Annotated in this window: 18 protein-coding genes; 12 read left to right on the top strand and 6 right to left on the bottom strand. The window is 52.3% G+C overall.

Annotated features, from left to right (window positions below; genetic code table 11):
- Nucleotides 1-40 precede the first annotated feature (40 nt).
- Together AACH41_RS01855 and AACH41_RS01850 are read left to right on the top strand one after the other, a co-directional pair.
- Entirely contained in the window at nucleotides 41-610 is a 570-nt protein-coding gene (locus AACH41_RS01855; RefSeq protein ID WP_275356544.1) for a BON domain-containing protein, read from the top strand.
- 125 nt (nucleotides 611-735) lie between these two features.
- Nucleotides 736-1,023, top strand: coding sequence for a DUF3579 domain-containing protein (locus AACH41_RS01850; protein ID WP_194749175.1), 288 nt, complete (start codon nucleotides 736-738; stop codon nucleotides 1,021-1,023).
- Between the two features lies 1 nt (nucleotide 1,024).
- Here the strand turns inward: AACH41_RS01850 and AACH41_RS01845 are convergent, their stop codons facing one another.
- Nucleotides 1,025-1,525: a TlpA disulfide reductase family protein gene (locus tag AACH41_RS01845; RefSeq protein ID WP_338656353.1), complete on the bottom strand. Its 501-nt coding sequence runs from the start codon at nucleotides 1,523-1,525 to the stop codon at nucleotides 1,025-1,027.
- A gap of 269 nt (nucleotides 1,526-1,794) precedes the next feature.
- Here AACH41_RS01845 and trxA point away from each other — a divergent pair, with 269 nt between their 5' ends.
- From trxA to AACH41_RS01825, 4 genes are all read left to right on the top strand, one after another.
- On the top strand, nucleotides 1,795-2,121 hold the full coding sequence (gene trxA, locus AACH41_RS01840) for a thioredoxin TrxA (RefSeq protein WP_194749174.1): 327 nt from the start codon (nucleotides 1,795-1,797) through the stop codon (nucleotides 2,119-2,121).
- Between the two features lie 81 nt (nucleotides 2,122-2,202).
- The gene (gene rho / locus AACH41_RS01835; RefSeq protein WP_194749173.1) at nucleotides 2,203-3,462 is read left to right on the top strand and encodes a transcription termination factor Rho; all 1,260 of its coding nucleotides are present in this window, start codon (nucleotides 2,203-2,205) and stop codon (nucleotides 3,460-3,462) included.
- Nucleotides 3,463-3,565: 103 nt separating this feature from the next.
- Complete coding sequence (rpmE, locus tag AACH41_RS01830; RefSeq protein WP_018987393.1) at nucleotides 3,566-3,766, top strand: 50S ribosomal protein L31; 201 nt, start codon at nucleotides 3,566-3,568, stop codon at nucleotides 3,764-3,766.
- 124 nt (nucleotides 3,767-3,890) lie between these two features.
- A complete protein-coding gene (locus AACH41_RS01825) occupies nucleotides 3,891-5,576 on the top strand; it encodes a glycosyl transferase (RefSeq protein WP_338656351.1) in 1,686 nt (561 codons plus the stop codon).
- A 42-nt stretch (nucleotides 5,577-5,618) separates the two neighbouring features.
- Here AACH41_RS01825 and AACH41_RS01820 read toward each other — a convergent pair whose 3' ends face one another.
- From AACH41_RS01820 to AACH41_RS01800, 5 genes are read right to left on the bottom strand one after another with little or no spacing between them, the layout of a single operon-like run.
- Nucleotides 5,619-5,816, bottom strand: a complete 198-nt coding sequence (locus AACH41_RS01820) for a formate dehydrogenase subunit delta (RefSeq protein WP_275356542.1) — start codon at nucleotides 5,814-5,816, stop codon at nucleotides 5,619-5,621.
- 55 nt (nucleotides 5,817-5,871) lie between these two features.
- Nucleotides 5,872-6,774, bottom strand: a complete 903-nt coding sequence (gene fdhD, locus AACH41_RS01815) for a formate dehydrogenase accessory sulfurtransferase FdhD (RefSeq protein WP_338656349.1) — start codon at nucleotides 6,772-6,774, stop codon at nucleotides 5,872-5,874.
- Nucleotides 6,774-9,665: a formate dehydrogenase subunit alpha gene (fdhF, locus tag AACH41_RS01810; protein ID WP_338656348.1), complete on the bottom strand. Its 2,892-nt coding sequence runs from the start codon at nucleotides 9,663-9,665 to the stop codon at nucleotides 6,774-6,776. The genes fdhD and fdhF overlap by 1 nt, the downstream gene beginning before the upstream one ends.
- Nucleotides 9,666-9,683: 18 nt before the next feature.
- A complete protein-coding gene (locus AACH41_RS01805; RefSeq protein ID WP_338656347.1) occupies nucleotides 9,684-11,249 on the bottom strand; it encodes an NADH-quinone oxidoreductase subunit NuoF in 1,566 nt (521 codons plus the stop codon).
- Complete coding sequence (locus AACH41_RS01800; protein ID WP_194749169.1) at nucleotides 11,242-11,721, bottom strand: formate dehydrogenase subunit gamma; 480 nt, start codon at nucleotides 11,719-11,721, stop codon at nucleotides 11,242-11,244. Before AACH41_RS01800 ends, AACH41_RS01805 begins: the two co-directional genes overlap by 8 nt.
- Before the next feature lie 131 nt (nucleotides 11,722-11,852).
- Between AACH41_RS01800 and moaA the strand changes: the two genes are divergently transcribed.
- From moaA to AACH41_RS01770, 6 genes are all read left to right on the top strand, one after another.
- Nucleotides 11,853-12,863, top strand: coding sequence for a GTP 3',8-cyclase MoaA (gene moaA, locus AACH41_RS01795; protein ID WP_338656345.1), 1,011 nt, complete (start codon nucleotides 11,853-11,855; stop codon nucleotides 12,861-12,863).
- Nucleotides 12,863-13,441 carry a molybdenum cofactor guanylyltransferase MobA gene (mobA, locus tag AACH41_RS01790; protein ID WP_338656344.1) on the top strand — a complete coding sequence of 193 codons (579 nt, stop codon included), beginning with the start codon at nucleotides 12,863-12,865 and terminating at the stop codon, nucleotides 13,439-13,441. The genes moaA and mobA overlap by 1 nt, the downstream gene beginning before the upstream one ends.
- The gene (glp, locus tag AACH41_RS01785; RefSeq protein WP_338656343.1) at nucleotides 13,438-14,706 is read left to right on the top strand and encodes a gephyrin-like molybdotransferase Glp; all 1,269 of its coding nucleotides are present in this window, start codon (nucleotides 13,438-13,440) and stop codon (nucleotides 14,704-14,706) included. Before mobA ends, glp begins: the two co-directional genes overlap by 4 nt.
- 89 nt (nucleotides 14,707-14,795) lie before the next feature.
- Nucleotides 14,796-15,578, top strand: a complete 783-nt coding sequence (locus AACH41_RS01780) for a TonB family protein (RefSeq protein WP_338656341.1) — start codon at nucleotides 14,796-14,798, stop codon at nucleotides 15,576-15,578.
- A gap of 6 nt (nucleotides 15,579-15,584) precedes the next feature.
- Nucleotides 15,585-17,066: a HAMP domain-containing sensor histidine kinase gene (locus AACH41_RS01775; protein WP_338656339.1), complete on the top strand. Its 1,482-nt coding sequence runs from the start codon at nucleotides 15,585-15,587 to the stop codon at nucleotides 17,064-17,066.
- A 109-nt stretch (nucleotides 17,067-17,175) separates the two neighbouring features.
- Entirely contained in the window at nucleotides 17,176-17,637 is a 462-nt protein-coding gene (locus AACH41_RS01770) for a peroxiredoxin (RefSeq protein WP_194749399.1), read from the top strand.
- The last annotated feature ends 10 nt before the right edge of the window (nucleotides 17,638-17,647 follow it).

Here is a 17,647-nt window from a genome sequence, read left to right as displayed (position 1 = left end):
CTCATCCGTTTGTTTCACCTAGTCATCACAAGGAATTCTCATGATCAAAAAACTCTCACTGATCGCATTGGTATTATTGACCGTGCAATTGACAGGCTGCTTCCCGGCTGTCGTTGGCGGTGCCGCAGTCGGTGGCTCAATGGCGGCAGACCGTCGCACCTCAGGCATTTATGTTGAAGACGAGAATATTGAACTCAAAACAATGAAGCGCATGTCGCAATATATGGATAAAGCTTCACATATCAATGTGACCAGCTATAACCGCATCGTGTTGCTGACTGGCGAAGTGCCTAACGCCGGACAACAAGCCCAGGCTGAAACGCTGACCCGCGAAATCTCAAACGTACGCAGCATACACAATGCCTTAACCATAGGCTTTGCCTCTTCTATCAGTGACCGCACCAATGATGCTTACATCACCACCAAGGTCAAAGCCCGTTTTGTCAGCGAAAACCTGTTTCCGGCCAATGTCGTTAAAGTCGTGACCGAAGCCGGTGTGGTTTACCTGATGGGCATCGTTTCTGAAAAAGAGGCCAATGATGCCGTTGAAATCGCAAGAAGTACCGAAGGCGTGAGCAAGGTGGTCAAGGTTTTTGAATATACCAACTAAGGATAGGCGGCATCAGTCGCGATGCGCAAACATTGCAGTCCTTCTGTGAGGTTTTTATGCATCCCAGTGCTCGTACTGATAACGCTTACCCCTGACTATTAATTTGTTTTTTTTAAGGAATCCGCATGGAAACTCAGGAAATTATTATTCAAGGCATCACACTGGCGGGGAAACCTTTCCGCCCGAGCGACTGGGTAGACCGTATGTGCAGCACCTATGCCAGCTTTGGCGTTGACAAGAAGCTGCGCTACTCGCCCTATTTGAAACCAAAACTGGTCAACAATGTACGCAGCCTGTCTGTGGATATGAAGCTTAAAGACGTGAATCCGGCTGGCTTTGAGCAGCTGATGCAGTTTGCAAAAGAGAACCAGTTGAGCGTGATCAACCCAGCCGGCGAAGCAGTCAACATTTAGACTAGGGCTTTACGGGGACATTAAACGCGGATTCCTTGAGTAACTGCTCTAACCAGGCGCGACTCAACGCGCCGCGTTTAACTTGATACAAGCGGCCATCTGGCGCATAAATATAGGTGGTCGGCAAAACTTCAGGCTTGTGAGCCGTCGGCTTTTGCGCCTCACCGAGCACCACCGGATAAGAAATCAGCATATCATCGGCATACTTCTTGACTGAGGCCACAGACTCATACTGGACCGCCACTCCGAGCACCATCACGTTTTGATTAACATGGGCATCATAAAACGTCACCAGTTCAGGCATTTCTTCAAGACAGGGCGGACACCAGGGGGCCCAGTAATTCACCACCAGCCAACGCCCCTTGTATTGGGAAAGCTGATGTTTATGACCAGCCATATCCTGCATCACCCAGTCCCTGGTCACCTCCTGCGCCAGGGTCTCGCTCATGCTTGATAATAGCCATAGACTCAGCCATCCGATGCGCAACATGTTAAATAACATCAAGCCCTCTTGTTTTTAATGAAGATATGCCGCATTTACAAACAATAATGCAGGGAAAAACTTGATTATGCTTGAAAACTGTTGCTATACTAGCTGCAATCTTTTTAGTAATTTCAGTTTTTAGCAAATTACTCATTCAAAAACAATTGATTCAACTGATTCAAATAACGTTTAGCCTAAACAATATTTAGTCAAACACATTCAGAATTTTTCTGTTGATACCCTGTCTACTATTGACTTACATCCTTCACCAATCTTAAGAGGCAATAATGAGCGACAACATTACCCATTTAAGCGACGCCAGCTTTGAACAAGAAGTATTGCAATCCACGATTCCGGTACTGGTTGATTACTGGGCAGAATGGTGCGGACCTTGTAAGATGATTGCGCCGATTTTGGATGAGATCAGCAAAGAGTATGCGGGTCGCCTGAAAGTTGCCAAGCTCAACATTGATGACAACCAGAACACACCGCCTAAATATGGTATCCGTGGCATTCCCACACTGATGTTATTCAAAAACGGCAATGTTGAAGCCACCAAAGTGGGCGCCTTGTCCAAATCTCAGCTCAGCGCGTTCATCGACAGCAATATCTAACTTCTTTACCCGGTTTCAACGTCTGCGAAACCGGGTTTCCTTTTCAATCTCTCAGATGTTTTTCAATCTTGCGAGTTATTCATGCACCTATCCGACCTTAAACACCTTCCTGTGACCGAACTGGTCGAAATGGCGATCGCCAACGACATTGAAAATGCGAGCCGTATGCGCAAGCAGGATCTCATTTTTGCCATCCTTAAAAACAAGGCAAAAAAGGGCGACAGCATTTTTGGTGATGGCACGCTGGAAGTCTTGCCTGACGGATTTGGCTTTTTGCGCTCACCCGACACCTCCTATCTGGCAGGTCCGGACGACATTTACGTCTCCCCTTCACAGATTCGCCGCTTCAACCTGCACACCGGTGATAGCATTCAAGGTGAAATCCGCACGCCTAAAGAAGGCGAACGTTACTTTGCGCTGGTCAAGGTAGACAGCGTCAATGCCGAGGCGCCCGAGAATACCAAACACAAGATTCTGTTTGAGAACCTGACCCCACTATTCCCGACCATCCCACTGACGCTGGAACGCGATATCCGCGGTGAAGAGAACATCACCAGCCGTGTGATCGACATGATTGCACCCATTGGTAAAGGTCAGCGCGCCTTGCTGGTCGCCAGTCCGAAAAGCGGTAAAACGGTCATGCTGCAAAATATTGCGCACGCGATTACGGCTAACCATCCTGACTGTATTCTGATTGTATTGCTGATCGACGAGCGCCCGGAAGAAGTGACCGAGATGACCCGCTCAGTGCGTGGCGAAGTGGTGGCTTCAACCTTTGACGAACCGGCCACCCGCCACGTACAAGTGGCTGAAATGGTGTTGGAAAAAGCCAAACGCCTGGTTGAGCACAAAAAAGATGTCGTCATCCTGCTCGACTCTATCACGCGTTTGGCGCGTGCGTACAACACAGTCATCCCGTCTTCCGGCAAGGTCTTGACCGGTGGTGTGGACGCCAATGCCCTGCAAAAACCCAAACGCTTCTTTGGTGCGGCACGTAACGTCGAAGAAGGCGGTTCGCTGACCATCATCGCCACGGCGCTGGTTGATACCGGCTCACGCATGGACGATGTGATCTACGAAGAATTCAAAGGCACCGGCAACATGGAAATCCATCTGGATAGACGCATGGCCGAGAAACGCACTTACCCGGCGATCAACGTCAACAAGTCGGGCACCCGCCGCGAAGAACTGTTGCTGGATAAAGATGTGTTGCAGAAAATCTGGGTATTGCGCAAATTGCTCTACCCCATGGACGACCTCGAGGCGATGGAGTTCTTGCTTGATAAAATCAAGGCCACCAAGAGCAACAACGACTTTTTTGACAGTATGCGTCGCGGCTAATGCTGCCAACGATACAAATATTTTTGAGATTGTGCTTGATAAAGCAGACGAATTCATAGATAATCGCGCGTTTACTGCAACTGCTTAAGATTAGAGAGAAAGCATGAAAGCTGATATTCACCCAAATTACCCGGAAATCAACGTCACATGTAGCTGTGGCAACAAATTTAAAACCCGTTCTACTAACGGTAAAGACTTGAACATTGAAGTCTGTTCACAGTGCCACCCGTTCTACACTGGTAAACAGAAGATCGTGGACACCGCTGGTCGCGTTGAGAAATTCCGCCAAAAATACGGCATGTAATTTCGGCGAAGATCGTCCAGAAAGGCAGCATGGCTGCCTTTTTTGTTTTAATCTATAGGCATTAAGCTTGAGCTGAATAATCTGTTCTTGTTAAGGGCGTTTACTTCGCGATCTGTATTCCACCATGCAGTTTTACATTGACCACGACTGGCAAGAAAACATGGCTACCCCGCGCGCCAAGGTCGGTGAGCGGGCAAAAACACATTTGCTGATCCTGCTCTGTGCCATCTGGTTGTGCGTGGGCCTGATAGGGCATTCACCCTGGAAGCCGTTCGAGTCGCAGACGGCCAGTATCGTCCAAAGCCTGTTTGAACATCCGTTCCTGTCCATGCAAAGCTGGACCGAAGGCTACTGGATTGCGCCAGTATCGGCAGGCCACCCTGCCCTGGAAACCCCGCCCTTGTTTTACTGGGTCGCAACTGGTTTTGCGCATCTGCTCTCCCCATTTTTACCTATACATGATGCAGCCCGACTGAGTGTTGGTGTCTGGATGTTGCTGACACTGATCATGATGGGCTTGAGTGGGCGGGAGCTGTGGAATTTTGGTGTTGGCAGACAAACCAATTTCATTTTCATAGGTTGCCTGGGGTTGGTGGTGAGCGCACACACCATGATGCCGGCCGTGGCGGCCTTGAGTGGCATCACCATGGCGTTTTACGCCCTGGCACTCGTCATCCGCAAGCCATTACGTGCTGCAGGTTTGCTAGGGGCAGGCTTGCTGATCTCATTTCTGGCGGGTGGCGTATTGCCTGCACTCACCATTATCGGGACGACGGTTTGCCTGCTGCTATTGCCTGCCATTCGTCAACATCGCGCACAATCCCAAGCCTTACTGGCAGGCGTGCTGCTTGCAGTACCTGGCATCTGGCTGTGGTGCTCGCTATGCCAGCAATGGGCTCCCGAACTTTGGCAGACCTGGTGGCAATCGCAATGGCAAGTGCAACTCCCGACAAAGCATGCTTATTTTGTCCGCACCTTGGCCTGGTATGCCTGGCCAGCACTCCCTTTTGCCATGTGGGGCGTTTGGCGCTTTCGCCAGAGCGTGCTGAGCACCTACCGCTTTCAATTGGGACTGATCTTTTTTACCGTAGCCTTTGTACTGATCGGCTTTTATAGCGACCGCAGTGAAGTGAATGCCTTGCCCTTGCTGGTCCCGCTGACCGTGCTGGCAGCTGGCAGCATAGAAACGCTCAAACGTGGCGCAGCAGGTGCCTTAAACTGGTTTGGATTGATCTTGTTTGGCCTGCTGATTGCCATTGCCTGGCTGGGTTGGTGGGCCATGCTCAATGGCACCCCCGTCAAACTGTTTCAGCGTCTGAGCTACCTGTCCGGCCTGCAAATGATTCCATTCAGCCTGCTCTACGGTGCGATTGCGGTAGCCGTGACCCTGATCTGGTTGTCCATTGTCTTGCGTTCCAAACACTCCAACCGATCCAGCGCCACGAACTGGGCCATCGGCATGACCTGTGCCTGGACCGTATTCATGAGTCTCTGGCTCCCGATGATTGAAGCGGCGCGCACCTATCAGCCCCTGTTTGAAGACTTGCGCAAGCATTTGCCCGCGCATTACCAATGTATTTATGCGCAAAATATAGGCAGCTCGCAAGAGGAGTTATTGCACTATCATGCCAAGATACGCCTGCAAACCCAGGCGACTGCAAAACCGGCAGACTGTGATTTGTACCTGATTGAAGACCAGCCTGGAAAACGCCACGTGTTGCCCGGGGATGAATGGCGCGTCATTTGGGAGGGGGAACAGACCCGCCAGAATCGCGAGTCTTTCAGATTATTACAGCGACACCACAAGTAATACAGAAAACGGCGACCAGAACTTCAGGTCACCCTGTTCACTTCAAGACAATTTTACATATTGCTGCACGGCCGCAATCACTTGCGGATGCAAGCCTTGCCCCTGATGTTGCTGCACATGGCTGACCAGGCTGTTGATCATGACCGAATTCCAGAATTTTTTCAGGTGGCTGGCAATTTCACGCTGCGCTTCCTCGGCATCAGGATTTGCCTCAAAAAAATCGCCAATCTGATTAGCCATTTTAATTAACTTTTCGACATCCATCTCTCTACACGCTTTCCAGTGACTATCCAGCTTAGCTTGTTTGGCCAAGCTCACCACTATACACAACACATTGGCCTGCTCTGGCAAAGCCAACCAGTAAAAAACCATATTCCTTGGCCAGATTGACGGCGAGGGCGGTGGGCGCAGACATGGCCACCAACACCTGACCACCGGCCATCGCCACTTTCTGTACCATTTCATAACTGGCGCGACTGGTCGTCAGCACCCAGTGATCCAGCCAGCATGCAGTCCACTCAACTTGCTGGCGCAACAAGCAACCGATCAGTTTATCCAGCGCATTATGCCTGCCGACATCTTCCCGCACGCACACAATGTTGCCCTGTTTGTCGGCAAGTGCTGTGGCATGCGTTGCGCCTGTCATCTGTTGCAGTGGCTGCTGTGATTGCAAGCAAGCCAGCGCGTTGGCTATCACGGCCGCATCCAGTCTGGTGGGCGCTGATGCCGTCATGCCAGGATGCTTGAATACTTGTTGCAAACTTTCTGCACCGCATAAGCCACAACCCGTGCGGCCAGTCAGATTACGGCGCTGTGCCTTAAGCAAAACAAATTGTTCTGTGGCTAATTCTATGTGCAGCTCAATGCCTTGTAATTGACCATCGTCATCCTCAATCGCTTTAGCCTCTACACCATAAATCTGCTTGCGCGCAGTAATAATGCCTTCGGTAAACGAAAAGCCATAGGCAAAATCTTCGAGGTCTGCCGGCGTGGCCATCATCACCACATGCGATATCCCGTTGTACACAAACGCAATCGGGACTTCTTGCGCCAAGGCATCGGCGACCACAGTCACTTCGCCCTGACGCCAGCGCGTCACCGCCAGCGTCGTGACTGCCTGCTCAGCAGGCTGCACCGGCATTTCCTGATAGGCTGACAGGCGACATTGCGCCTCAGCCTCCTTAATGGCCTCGCTCATCAGGAAACAACCGTCTGCGGATCCATGCCGGACAACTCAATCTGGGTATCGCTGAATGAACGATACTGTTTCTGCCAATCAGACAACTGGTTCACCTTGGACACCTGTACTGCCGTGACTTTGTACTCTGGGCAATTGGTCGCCCAATCCGAGTTGTCGGTGGTAATGACATTGGCACCGGACTCAGGATGGTGGAAGGTGGTATAGACCACGCCAGGTTGTACCCGCTCGGTAATCTTGGCGCGCAGCACGGTCTGCCCGGCGCGGCTGGTAATCCCCACCCAATCGCCTTCAACAATCCCGCGATCCTCAGCATCGTGCGGATGAATCTCGATCACATCCTCATGATGCCAAACCACGTTTTGTGTGCGTCGGGTTTGTGCACCCACATTGTATTGCGACAGGATACGGCCGGTGGTCAGGATCAATGGGTATTTCTGGTTGACGCGCTCGGTGGTGGGCACATATTGAGTAACAAAGAACTTGCCCTTGCCACGCACAAACGCATCCACATGCATGGTCGGCGTCCCCTCTGGCGCCTCGTCGTTGCAGGGCCACTGGATACTGCCCAACTCGTCCAGTTTATTGAAGCTGACTCCAGCAAATGTAGGGGTCAAGGCGGCGATTTCATCCATGATCTCGCTGGCATGGGCGTAATGCATGGGGTAACCCAAGGCGGTCGAGAATCTGGCAGTAATCTCCCAATCTTCCATCCCATTCTTGGGGGTCATGACTTTACGCACCGGGGAAATGCGGCGTTCGGCATTGGTAAAGGTCCCGTTTTTCTCAAGGAAGGACGCCCCCGGGAAGAATACATGCGCGAATTTGGCAGTTTCGTTCAGGAACAAGTCCTGCACAATCACACATTCCATATTCTCCAGTGCATGGGTCACGTGCTGGGTGTCAGGGTCTGACTGGGCAATATCCTCACCCACACAATACACCGCTTTAAAACTGCCTTCAGCGGCCAAGTCCAGCATATTGGGAATACGCAGCCCGGGGTCAGCGCTCAGTTTGACACCCCATGCCTGCTCGAACTGCGCCCGAGTTTCATCATCAGACACATGACGGTAGCCAGGGAACTCATGCGGCATGGATCCCATGTCACAAGAGCCTTGTACATTGTTTTGACCACGCAAGGGATTCACACCCACACCTTCACGCCCGACATTGCCGGTTGCCATCGCCAGGTTGGCTATGCCCATCACCGTGGTCGAACCTTGACTGTGCTCGGTGACCCCTAACCCGTAGTAAATTGCCGCATTGCCGCCGGTGGCATACAAGCGTGCAGCTTCTCTCACCTCGTTGGCAGGCACGCCCAATTCTTTTTCTAGTGCTTCTGGAGAGTTTTCAGGCTTGGCAGCAAAATCACGCCAGGCCACATAAGAATCCCACTCGCAGCGCGCTTTAACAAAGTCCTCTTGCACCAATCCTTCAGTCACAATCACATGTGAAATGGCTGAAATCATGGCCACATTGGTCCCAGGCCGCAGCTTGAGATGGTAGTCGGCACGAATATGGGGAGAATTAGCAACCAGGTCGATTTCACGTGGATCGACGATAATCAACTTGGCCCCTTCACGCAGACGGCGTTTCATCATTGAGCCAAATACCGGGTGACCATCGGTAGGGTTAGCCCCCATGACGAAAATCACATCTGATTTCATCACGGAATCGAAGGTCTGTGTGCCCGCGGACTCCCCCAGGGTTTGCTTGAGGCCATAGCCAGTCGGGCTGTGGCACACACGGGCACAGGTATCGACGTTATTCACGCCAAACACGGCACGGATCAGTTTTTGTGTGACATAGACTTCTTCATTTGTGCAACGACTGGAAGTAATTCCGCCCACAGCTTCTTTGCCATAGGTTTGCTGGATACGCTGAATTTCACTGGCGGCATAATTAATTGCCTCATCCCAGCTCACTTTTTGCCAGGGATCATGAATACTCTTGCGTATCATGGGCGTGGTAATGCGATCCGCATGCGTCGCATAGCCCCAGGCAAAGCGGCCTTTGACGCAGCTGTGACCATGGTTGGCGCCGCCTGCTTTGCTTGGCGTCATGCGGACAACCTGCTCACCTTTCATTTCTGCATCAAAACTGCAACCAACGCCACAATAGGCACAAGTTGTTGTCACTTTGTGCTCAGGCGTGCCTGCCTCAATCACGGTTTTTTCCATCAATGTGGCGGTCGGACAGGCTTGCACACACGCACCACAGGAGACACATTCTGACTCCAGAAAGTCTTTGTTGCCTGCAGAAACCTTGCTGTCAAAGCCGCGACCTTGAATGGTCAAGGCAAAGGTGCCCTGCGTTTCTTCACAGGCCCGCACGCAACGTGAACAGACAATACATTTGGAAGGATCAAAGGTGAAGTAGGGATTGGACTCATCTTTGGCCTGGCCCAGATGATTTTCGCCTTCGTAGCCATAGCGGACTTCACGCAAACCGACCGCACCTGCCATGTCCTGCAACTCGCAATCCCCATTGGCGCCACAGGTCAGACAATCCAGCGGATGGTCAGAAATATATAATTCCATGACGCCCCGGCGCACATCCGCCAATTTAGGAGTTTGCGTCTTCACCTTAAGCCCGGGGGCGACTGGCGTCGTGCAAGAGGCCGGATAGCCGCGACGGCCTTCGATCTCGACCAGACACAGACGGCAGGAACCAAACGGCTCCAGGGAATCGGTAGCACAGAGCTTGGGCACGGTGACGCCGCCCAACTGCGCCGCATGCATGATAGAACTGCCCTCGGGCACAGTAACATCCACCCCATCGATATTGAGGGTCACCATCACTGCGCTGTCTGATTTTGGCGTACCGTAATCCTTGTCTGGGTCATACTTGAGGGATTGCGGCTGCGAAGAGGAATACTTGATATCGTCCATAATAATGTCCTTTGCTGCCTAGGCTGCAGCCTCTTTACCACTTAATCCAAAGTCTTCAGGGAAATGGTTCAATGCACTCAAGACCGGGTAAGGCGTCATCCCGCCCAAGGCGCACAGGGAACCGTTAAGCATGGTGTCAGACAAATCACGCAATAAATGCACTTGCTTGGCGCGATTGTTGCCCAGCATAATTTTGTCCATTACCTCTACGCCACGGGTAGAGCCAATCCGGCATGGCGTACATTTGCCGCAGCTTTCCTCGGCACAAAACTCAAAGGCATAGCGGGCCATTTTCGCCATGTCCACACTGTCGTCAAAGGCGACGATGCCGCCATGACCGACCACCGCCCAGATTTTGCCAAACTCTTCATAATCCAGTGGCGTATCAAACTGACTCTCTGGTAAATAGGCCCCCAGCGGACCGCCGACTTGCACGGCGCGAATCGGCCGCCCAGTCGCTGAACCACCACCATAGTCGTAGAGCAATTCGCGCAAGGTCGCACCAAATGCCAGCTCGACCAGGCCGGTGTGTTTTAAATTGCCCGCCAGCTGGATAGGCAGGGTGCCACGTGAACGCCCCATGCCGTAATCCGCATAGTATTGTGCACCCTTATCCAGAATAATCGGTACGGTAGCCAGCGAGATCACGTTATTGACAATGGTCGGCTTGCCAAACAAGCCTTCAATGGCAGGCAGTGGCGGCTTGAAGCGCACCAGCCCTCGCTTGCCTTCCAGGCTTTCGAGTAAAGAAGTCTCTTCGCCACACACATAAGCGCCTGCCGCACGGCGCACCTCCAGGTGAAACGTTCGGCCTGAGCCCTGAATATTCTCGCCCAGATACCCGGCAAGATTGGCCTTGCGGATCGCCTCATTCAGTGTTTTCAAGGCATGCGGATATTCACTGCGCAAGTAGATATAGCCCTGCGTTGCGCCGACCGCAATGCCGGCGATGGTCATGCCTTCAATCAGCACAAACGGATCGTCTTCCATGATCATGCGGTCAGAATAGGTGCCAGAATCGCCCTCATCCGCATTACAGACGACGTATTTTTGTTCAGCGGGCGCATTGAGCACGGTGTTCCACTTGATGCCGGTCGGAAAAGCGGCACCACCCCGGCCACGCAAGCCTGAGTCAGTCACCGCTTTGACTATGTCAGCGCCGGACATGGTCAGCGCATTTTTGAGTCCTTGATAGCCATCATGCGCGAGGTAGTCCTCAAGAGACAATGGATCAGTGATCCCCACCCGGGCAAAGGTCAGTCGTTGCTGTTTTTTGAGCCAGGCCAGCTCTTCAGTCAAGCCGAGATATAAGGGATGGGCTTTCGCCTGGTCTGCCAAGGGCTGAGTAAACCCGGCATCAAACAAGCCTGCGACATCTGCGGGCGACACCGGGCCAAAAGCGACGCGCCCTTGCGCACTCTCTACTTCTACCAGAGGTTCCAGCCAGAACAGGCCACGAGAGCCATTACGCACCAGCGTAATCTCGAGGCCTCGCGCCTGGGCTTCCTGGATGATTTTTTTCGCGGTACGCTCAGCACCCAAAGACAGTGCTGTCGAGTCGATTGGGACATAGATCTTAACCATGACATACCTCGGCAATCAGTTCAGTCACTTTTTGCGTATTCATGCGGCCATAGACCTCTTCATCGAGCATAACGGCCGGGGAACAGCCGCAATTACCCAGACAATAGACCGGGAGCAAGGTCAGTGTGCCGTCAGCGGTGGTTTGATGATAGTCCACGCCTAGCCTTGCTTTTAATTCGGCTTCAAGCCTCTCTGAACCCATGGCCTGGCAGGATTCCGCGCGGCAGACTTGCAACACATGCTTGCCGACCGGATGCGTACGGAAATGATGATAGAAACTCACCACGCCGTGCACCTCGGCCACCGAGAGCGCCAGGGCTTTGGCAATGTCAGGATAGACGGTTTCCGGCACATAGCCAATATCCTCCTGAATCGCATGTAGCAGAGGCATTAAGCCGCCCGGTACATGCTGGTGTGCTTGAATATGCGCTTGAATTTGCGCATGCTGTTCATGGCTTAATGTGTTATCCAAACCGACCTCACATCTTAACGAGTTACAATTCAGTTACATTCTATCACCCTGGCATCATATCCTCTATTTATGCCTTGTTAAAGCAAAAAAAGGGCATAAAATGCTGATTACTTTAAATTTTAATGATTGCAATGCATACGCCAGCCACTCTGCCCACCCAATTGATCGACCAGTTTGGCCGACAGGTGGACTACATACGCCTGTCGATTACTGACCGCTGCGATTTCCGCTGCCAATACTGCATGGCAGAGGACATGACGTTTTTACCCCGTCACGAGGTCATGTCACTGGAAGAGTGTGCACGCTTGGTTAAATTGTTTGTCCGTATGGGCGTGCGTAAAGTTCGCATCACCGGCGGCGAACCGCTGGTACGCAAAAATGCACTGTGGCTGTTTGAGGAAATTGGACATTTGCCCGGTCTGGAGGAGTGCGTCATTACCACCAATGGCAGCCAACTGGATAAATACGCGCAGGCATTGAAGGCGGCAGGCGTCAAACGCATCAATATTTCCATCGACAGCTTGCAGGCTGACCGCTTCAAGGCGATCACCCGGGTAGGTGAGTTATCCAAAGTGCTGGGCGGTCTTGAAGCGGCCATCGCCGCCGGTTTTGAAAACATAAAGCTCAATTCGGTATTGATGCGCGGCATCAATGATGATGAAGCCGAAGCCCTGGTGAACTTCGCCATTCAAAAACGCATAGATATCAGCTTTATTGAAGAGATGCCCTTGGGCGAAGTGGCGCATGACCGTGAACAGAGCTGCGTCAGCAATAAAGACACCCTGGCACTGCTTAAAAGTAAGTTCTCACTGACGCCGAGCACCCATCAAACAGGTGGCCCCGCGCGCTACTGGCAGGTCAATGGCCAAGCGACCAGAATCGGCTTTATTTCACCGCATAGCCACAATTTTTGTGAAAATTGCAACCGGGTACGCATTACCTGCCAGGGAGAATTATTTTTATGCCTGGGCCAGGACCATCAGGTGAATTTATTGCCGCTGTTGCGTGCGCATCCCGACGATGACCAGCCCCTGATAGAAGCGATTTTGCACGGCATGCACATCAAACCCAAAGGCCATGACTTTGATTTACAGCGTGCAGGACCCGCTGTGATCCGTTTTATGTCGCACACAGGTGGTTAATGCAGATTACCGCAGTGATTCTTGCCGGGGGGCGTGGCTTGCGCATGGGGGGCGTGGACAAAGGTCTGGTGGATTACCAGGGCAAACCACTGGTCGCACATGTGCTGGAGCGCATCCAGCCGCAAGTGAATCATGTCATCATCAATGCCAACCGCCATCTGGACGAGTACCAGCGTTTTGGCATCCCTGTGGTCGCCGATGCCAATGACCAATTTGACGGGCCTTTGGCAGGCATGCAAGCAGGGATGCATCATGCCAGCACCGAGTGGATTGTGAGTGTCCCCTGCGATTCGCCGCTGCTGCCGCTGGATCTGGTCAGCCGCCTCAAGACTGCCCTGGAACAAACACAACACCTGCACAAGCAAGCCAATGGGCTGGCCATTGCACGCAGCCAGAGTGGAACACACCCCGTTTTCTGCCTGATGCCACGCGCCCTGCGCGAGCATTTGGATCATTTTCTCGAGCAAGGCCAGCGCAAAGTGAGCGCATGGCAAGCGCAACATCCACATGTATTCGTGAGCTTTGAAGATGAGCAAGCGTTTACTAACATTAATGAACGGCCATCATCATCGCTATGAACCAGACACAAGATTTATTACGTCAATTGGCCCACGACCCGGCGGGCGCAGAGGATTATGACCCAAATGCCATGTCGGTATCGCAAGCGCGACAATACATTCAACAATTCCTGACGCCTGTGCAACAGACCGAACGCCTTTCGATTAAACAAGCCTTGGGACGGGTGCTCGCCAGCCCTATCGCCTCTACACTCAATGTGCCAGGTCACAACAATTCAGCCATGGATGGCTTTGCTTTCAGGCTCGCTGAAGCCTCGCAGCCATTGCGTATCGTCGGCACGGCGTTTGCCGGCAAGCCTTTTAACGGCACGATTCCTGAGGGTGGCTGTATCAAAATCATGACCGGGGCAGTGATTCCGGCAGACGCTGACACCGTCGTGATGCAAGAGCATGCAACAGTGACCGGCGAGCATGTCAGCATCCAAAAACTGCCTGGCAAAGGCGCCAATATTCGCCTACTGGGTGAAGACATCGCTATCGGACAAACCGTCCTTGCTACTGGCCACACGTTGCAACCGGCAGACATGGGCTTGCTCGCCTCGCTGGGTGTCGCAGAAATTGAGGTTTACCGGCGTCTTAAAGTGGCCTTTTTTACCACGGGCGATGAACTGGTGAGCGTAGGCCAGCCCTTGCAAGCAGGACAAATTTACGACAGTAACCGCTATAGCCTGTGGGGCATGTTGCAAGCCCTGGGCGCAGAGGTCGAGGACCTGGGCAATATTGCCGACAATCCCCAAACCTTGGAGCATACCCTATTGCAAGCCGCCGCCCGCTTTGATGTGGTCATCACCAGTGGCGGCGTGTCTGTGGGTGAAGCGGACTTCATGAAACAACTGCTCGCCACCCATGGTCAGGTGCTGTTCTGGAAAATCAACATGAAGCCAGGGCGACCGCTGGCTTATGGCAAGCTGGGACAAGCGCATTATTTTGGCTTGCCCGGCAATCCGGTCGCCACGATGGTAACGTTTTACCAGTTTGTGCAAACGGCGTTAAAAACCTTGATGGGAAGCCATGAGCGCGCACAACCTTCCTTCAAGGTTGCGTGCGTGAGCCCGATTAAAAAGGCCGCAGGTCGTACCGAGTTTCAGCGCGGTATCCTGTTTAAGGACGGTGCAGACTGGAAGGTAAAAACCACAGGCGAGCAGGGCTCCGGTATTTTAAGCAGCATGAGTCAGGCCAATTGCTTTATCTTGCTCGATGAAGCCTCAGGGCCGCTACCCGCAGGCAGTTGGGTTGAAGTACAACCTTTCACCGGCATTTTCTAAGGCATCCTTGTATCTGCAAGCTGGCAAGAAGATTCAAAAATAGCTTATAGTGTCGGCTTGCGTTGGGGGTCATCAAAAGGGATATTGGCGTGCAAGCCGTTTTAAAAGAAACAAAACAATTCAGTCATTTATTAGAGTGGTGCCTGATTGCCTCACTCCTGATACATGCCTTGATCATGTTTACTCTACCCAAACCTGATTACGACCTGCCGCCCCCAAACAAGCAAGAAATCCGGATTGAGCTGGTCAAACCAGAACCACCCGCTGTCACACCCGCGCCACCTGCACCAGCCGAACCTGAAGTGGTTAAACCCACCCCTCCCAAACCGCAGCCACAGCCTCCAAAGCTAGAACCCAAGGCCGTAGAGCAAAAACCGGTGACGCCGCAAAAACCGTCGCCTATGCCAGAGCAAGCGGTAGAAACGCCCCGCCCCGTAGTGGAATCACCAGCCCCGGCCGTGATTGCCGCCAAGCCCAGCGTCAGTGAAACCAAGTCTGAAGTCGTGGTGCCGCCCCCCGCGCCCCCTGCGCCACAAGAACCAGTCAAAGCCTCTGGGCCCAGCGAAGGGGATATTGACGCCGCGCGTAATGCGTTTAGAAGTGCGGCACATAGGGAGCTGAAGAAAAACCAGCGCTACCCGCGGATTGCGCAAGACAGAGGCATAGAAGGCGATGTCAAATTAAGCATCAGCATTGACGATCATGGCAATATCACCAATATTGAAGTCGTCGAGTCCAGCGGCAACAAAGCCATTGATGACGCAGCCTTGGCGGCAGCGCAAAAATCGCAGCTGAAACCCCATTTTCATGAAATACTACGTGGCAGAATCAATAACATTATTGTCACGGTCAGCTTCAAACTGTCCAGTTAGGTGCACATGCTGTTCAAGCGCAAGCAGACAAGCTCCTCTCCCCATTGGCAACATGACAAGCCGCTGCGCTTATTATTGCTGTTTCATGACATCTATTTTATTGCACTGATCGTCCTCGCCGTCGCCAGTGGCGCTTACGGCATCTATTTGTGGGACAAAGCCTCCAAACAATCCCAGCGCATCAATGTCGTGATCCAGGAAATCTACCTGGTACGTGGCGACCTTTACCGGCAAATGAAAGAGTTGTTTGATGCATTTTTTTTGCAGGAGACGAATGCGCTCAATGAATACAACCAATACACCACGTCGATTCTGATCCATATGGAGCGCCTGCAGTCGATCGCGCTGGACCAGGAAGAACGTGATGCCTTGATGGAGATTGAGCACAAATACCGCAACCTGGTGAATGAAGCACCTGCGCTGTTCTATCGTTACCAGAACAATCCCGACCGTAATGCCCAGAAGTCGATTTATCAGGATATTGAAACCGGCATCTTCAAGCATTATGAAGAGGTGTCCAAGCGCGCAGAACGCCTGCTCATGATCAAGCAAGGTGAAATCAAGCACAGGCTGGATGAAGCCAGAAGTAACTCCATTGCCGTTTTGTCCTTGCCGCTGTTACTGGCTTGTGTGCTGATTGTCTATTCCAGGCGCATTCTCAAAGAGTCTATCGTGCGCCCGATAAATGACATTATGCAAGCCACCAATGCCATCAGCGGCGGCAGCCTCACCCATCAGGTGCCAGAAGCTGGTGCCGAGGAGCTGGCGATGCTGTCACGCGAAATCAATAAAATGGCCGAAGACCTGGCCGCCAGCCGCGATGCCCTGGTCAAGAGCGAGAAACAGGCGGCACTTGGCCTGTTGGTGCCTATGCTGGCGCATAACATCCGCAATCCCCTGGCGAGTATCCGCGCTACTGCGCAGGTGATCGATGACCCGCAGCTGGACAAGGACACCATGGAATCGATTCAAGGCATTATCCATACCGTAGACCGGCTTGAGCGCTGGACCGGCAGCCTGCTGTCTTATCTGCATCCGATCAAGCCTATGCTCAATCAGCTGCGGCTATCCAATATCGTTCAAGGTGCGGTCACTACCCTGCATCCCAAACTGAATGAAAAGCAGATCAGGTTGAAAGAAAACAGTGACACGGTGCAACAATTGATTTTGACCGACGAGCATTTACTGGAACAAATGCTATACAACCTACTTCTAAACGCGACAGAGGCTTCTCCCAAAGGCGCCGAGATTCAGCTGCAATGTGCGCTACATGATCACCTGCTAACCCTGGTGATTATCGACCAGGGGCCAGGCATGCCGTTCAAGCCTGATCCGCATGCACTGACACCGGGCCCCACCACCAAACGGTTCGGCACGGGTCTCGGCATTCCTTTTGCATTTAAAGTTTGCGAAGAGCTCGGCGGGAGCATGTCTTTTGAAAGTGGCGCAAGCACAGGTACCCGCATTACCATCTTATTACCGCAATAATCATCCACCTCTCGTGAGATGCTTGATCGCAGGCGGTGAATATGCGATTTGTGCTTGCTTAATTTTGTATTTTTATCAACAATGTGATTAAGTGATAGCGATGTCAACTATGTTAAATTCACCTGTTCCAGAACTCAGCTTACCAGCGACCTCCAGCCTGCAATTCAATAGCAAAGACTATTTGGGCAAGTTCCTCGTCCTGTATTTCTACCCCAAGGATTCCACCCCAGGCTGTACCACGCAAGGGATGCAGTTCCGTGACATGCATGCCGCATTTCTCGAAGCCAATGCCATCATTTTCGGCATTTCGCGTGATACGCTCAAATCGCACGAAAACTTCAAGGCCAAATACAGCTTTCCCTTTGAATTGATCTCGGACAGCGATGAAATCGCTTGCCAGGCGTTTAATGTGATCAAAATGAAAAACATGTATGGCAAACAGGTTCGCGGCATTGAGCGCAGTACGTTTCTGATCAACCCACAAGGCATCATTGTGCGCGAATGGCGCGGTGTCAAAGTCGATGGTCATGCCGCTGAGGTATTAGCCAGCATACAGTCTTCCCACTCATAAAAGTGATTTT

Source organism: Methylophilus sp. DW102 (assembly GCF_037076555.1).
Lineage (GTDB): Bacteria > Pseudomonadota > Gammaproteobacteria > Burkholderiales > Methylophilaceae > Methylophilus > Methylophilus glucosoxydans.
The sequence above is the reverse complement of the archived record's forward strand: the minus strand, read 5'-3'. Positions and strand labels throughout refer to the sequence as shown.

Coding starts and splice junctions, on each gene's coding strand:
- rpmE (WP_018987393.1), top strand. CDS start 3,566: ATGAAAGCTGATATTCACCCAAATTACCCGGAAATCAACGTCACATGT.
- fdhD (WP_338656349.1), bottom strand. CDS start 6,774: ATGAGCGAGGCCATTAAGGAGGCTGAGGCGCAATGTCGCCTGTCAGCC.
- trxA (WP_194749174.1), top strand. CDS start 1,795: ATGAGCGACAACATTACCCATTTAAGCGACGCCAGCTTTGAACAAGAA.
- AACH41_RS01820 (WP_275356542.1), bottom strand. CDS start 5,816: ATGGCTAATCAGATTGGCGATTTTTTTGAGGCAAATCCTGATGCCGAG.
- AACH41_RS01855 (WP_275356544.1), top strand. CDS start 41: ATGATCAAAAAACTCTCACTGATCGCATTGGTATTATTGACCGTGCAA.
- rho (WP_194749173.1), top strand. CDS start 2,203: ATGCACCTATCCGACCTTAAACACCTTCCTGTGACCGAACTGGTCGAA.
- fdhF (WP_338656348.1), bottom strand. CDS start 9,665: ATGGACGATATCAAGTATTCCTCTTCGCAGCCGCAATCCCTCAAGTAT.
- AACH41_RS01825 (WP_338656351.1), top strand. CDS start 3,891: ATGCAGTTTTACATTGACCACGACTGGCAAGAAAACATGGCTACCCCG.
- mobA (WP_338656344.1), top strand. CDS start 12,863: ATGCAGATTACCGCAGTGATTCTTGCCGGGGGGCGTGGCTTGCGCATG.
- AACH41_RS01850 (WP_194749175.1), top strand. CDS start 736: ATGGAAACTCAGGAAATTATTATTCAAGGCATCACACTGGCGGGGAAA.
- AACH41_RS01805 (WP_338656347.1), bottom strand. CDS start 11,249: ATGGTTAAGATCTATGTCCCAATCGACTCGACAGCACTGTCTTTGGGT.
- moaA (WP_338656345.1), top strand. CDS start 11,853: ATGCATACGCCAGCCACTCTGCCCACCCAATTGATCGACCAGTTTGGC.
- glp (WP_338656343.1), top strand. CDS start 13,438: ATGAACCAGACACAAGATTTATTACGTCAATTGGCCCACGACCCGGCG.
- AACH41_RS01770 (WP_194749399.1), top strand. CDS start 17,176: ATGTTAAATTCACCTGTTCCAGAACTCAGCTTACCAGCGACCTCCAGC.
- AACH41_RS01775 (WP_338656339.1), top strand. CDS start 15,585: ATGCTGTTCAAGCGCAAGCAGACAAGCTCCTCTCCCCATTGGCAACAT.
- AACH41_RS01845 (WP_338656353.1), bottom strand. CDS start 1,525: ATGTTATTTAACATGTTGCGCATCGGATGGCTGAGTCTATGGCTATTA.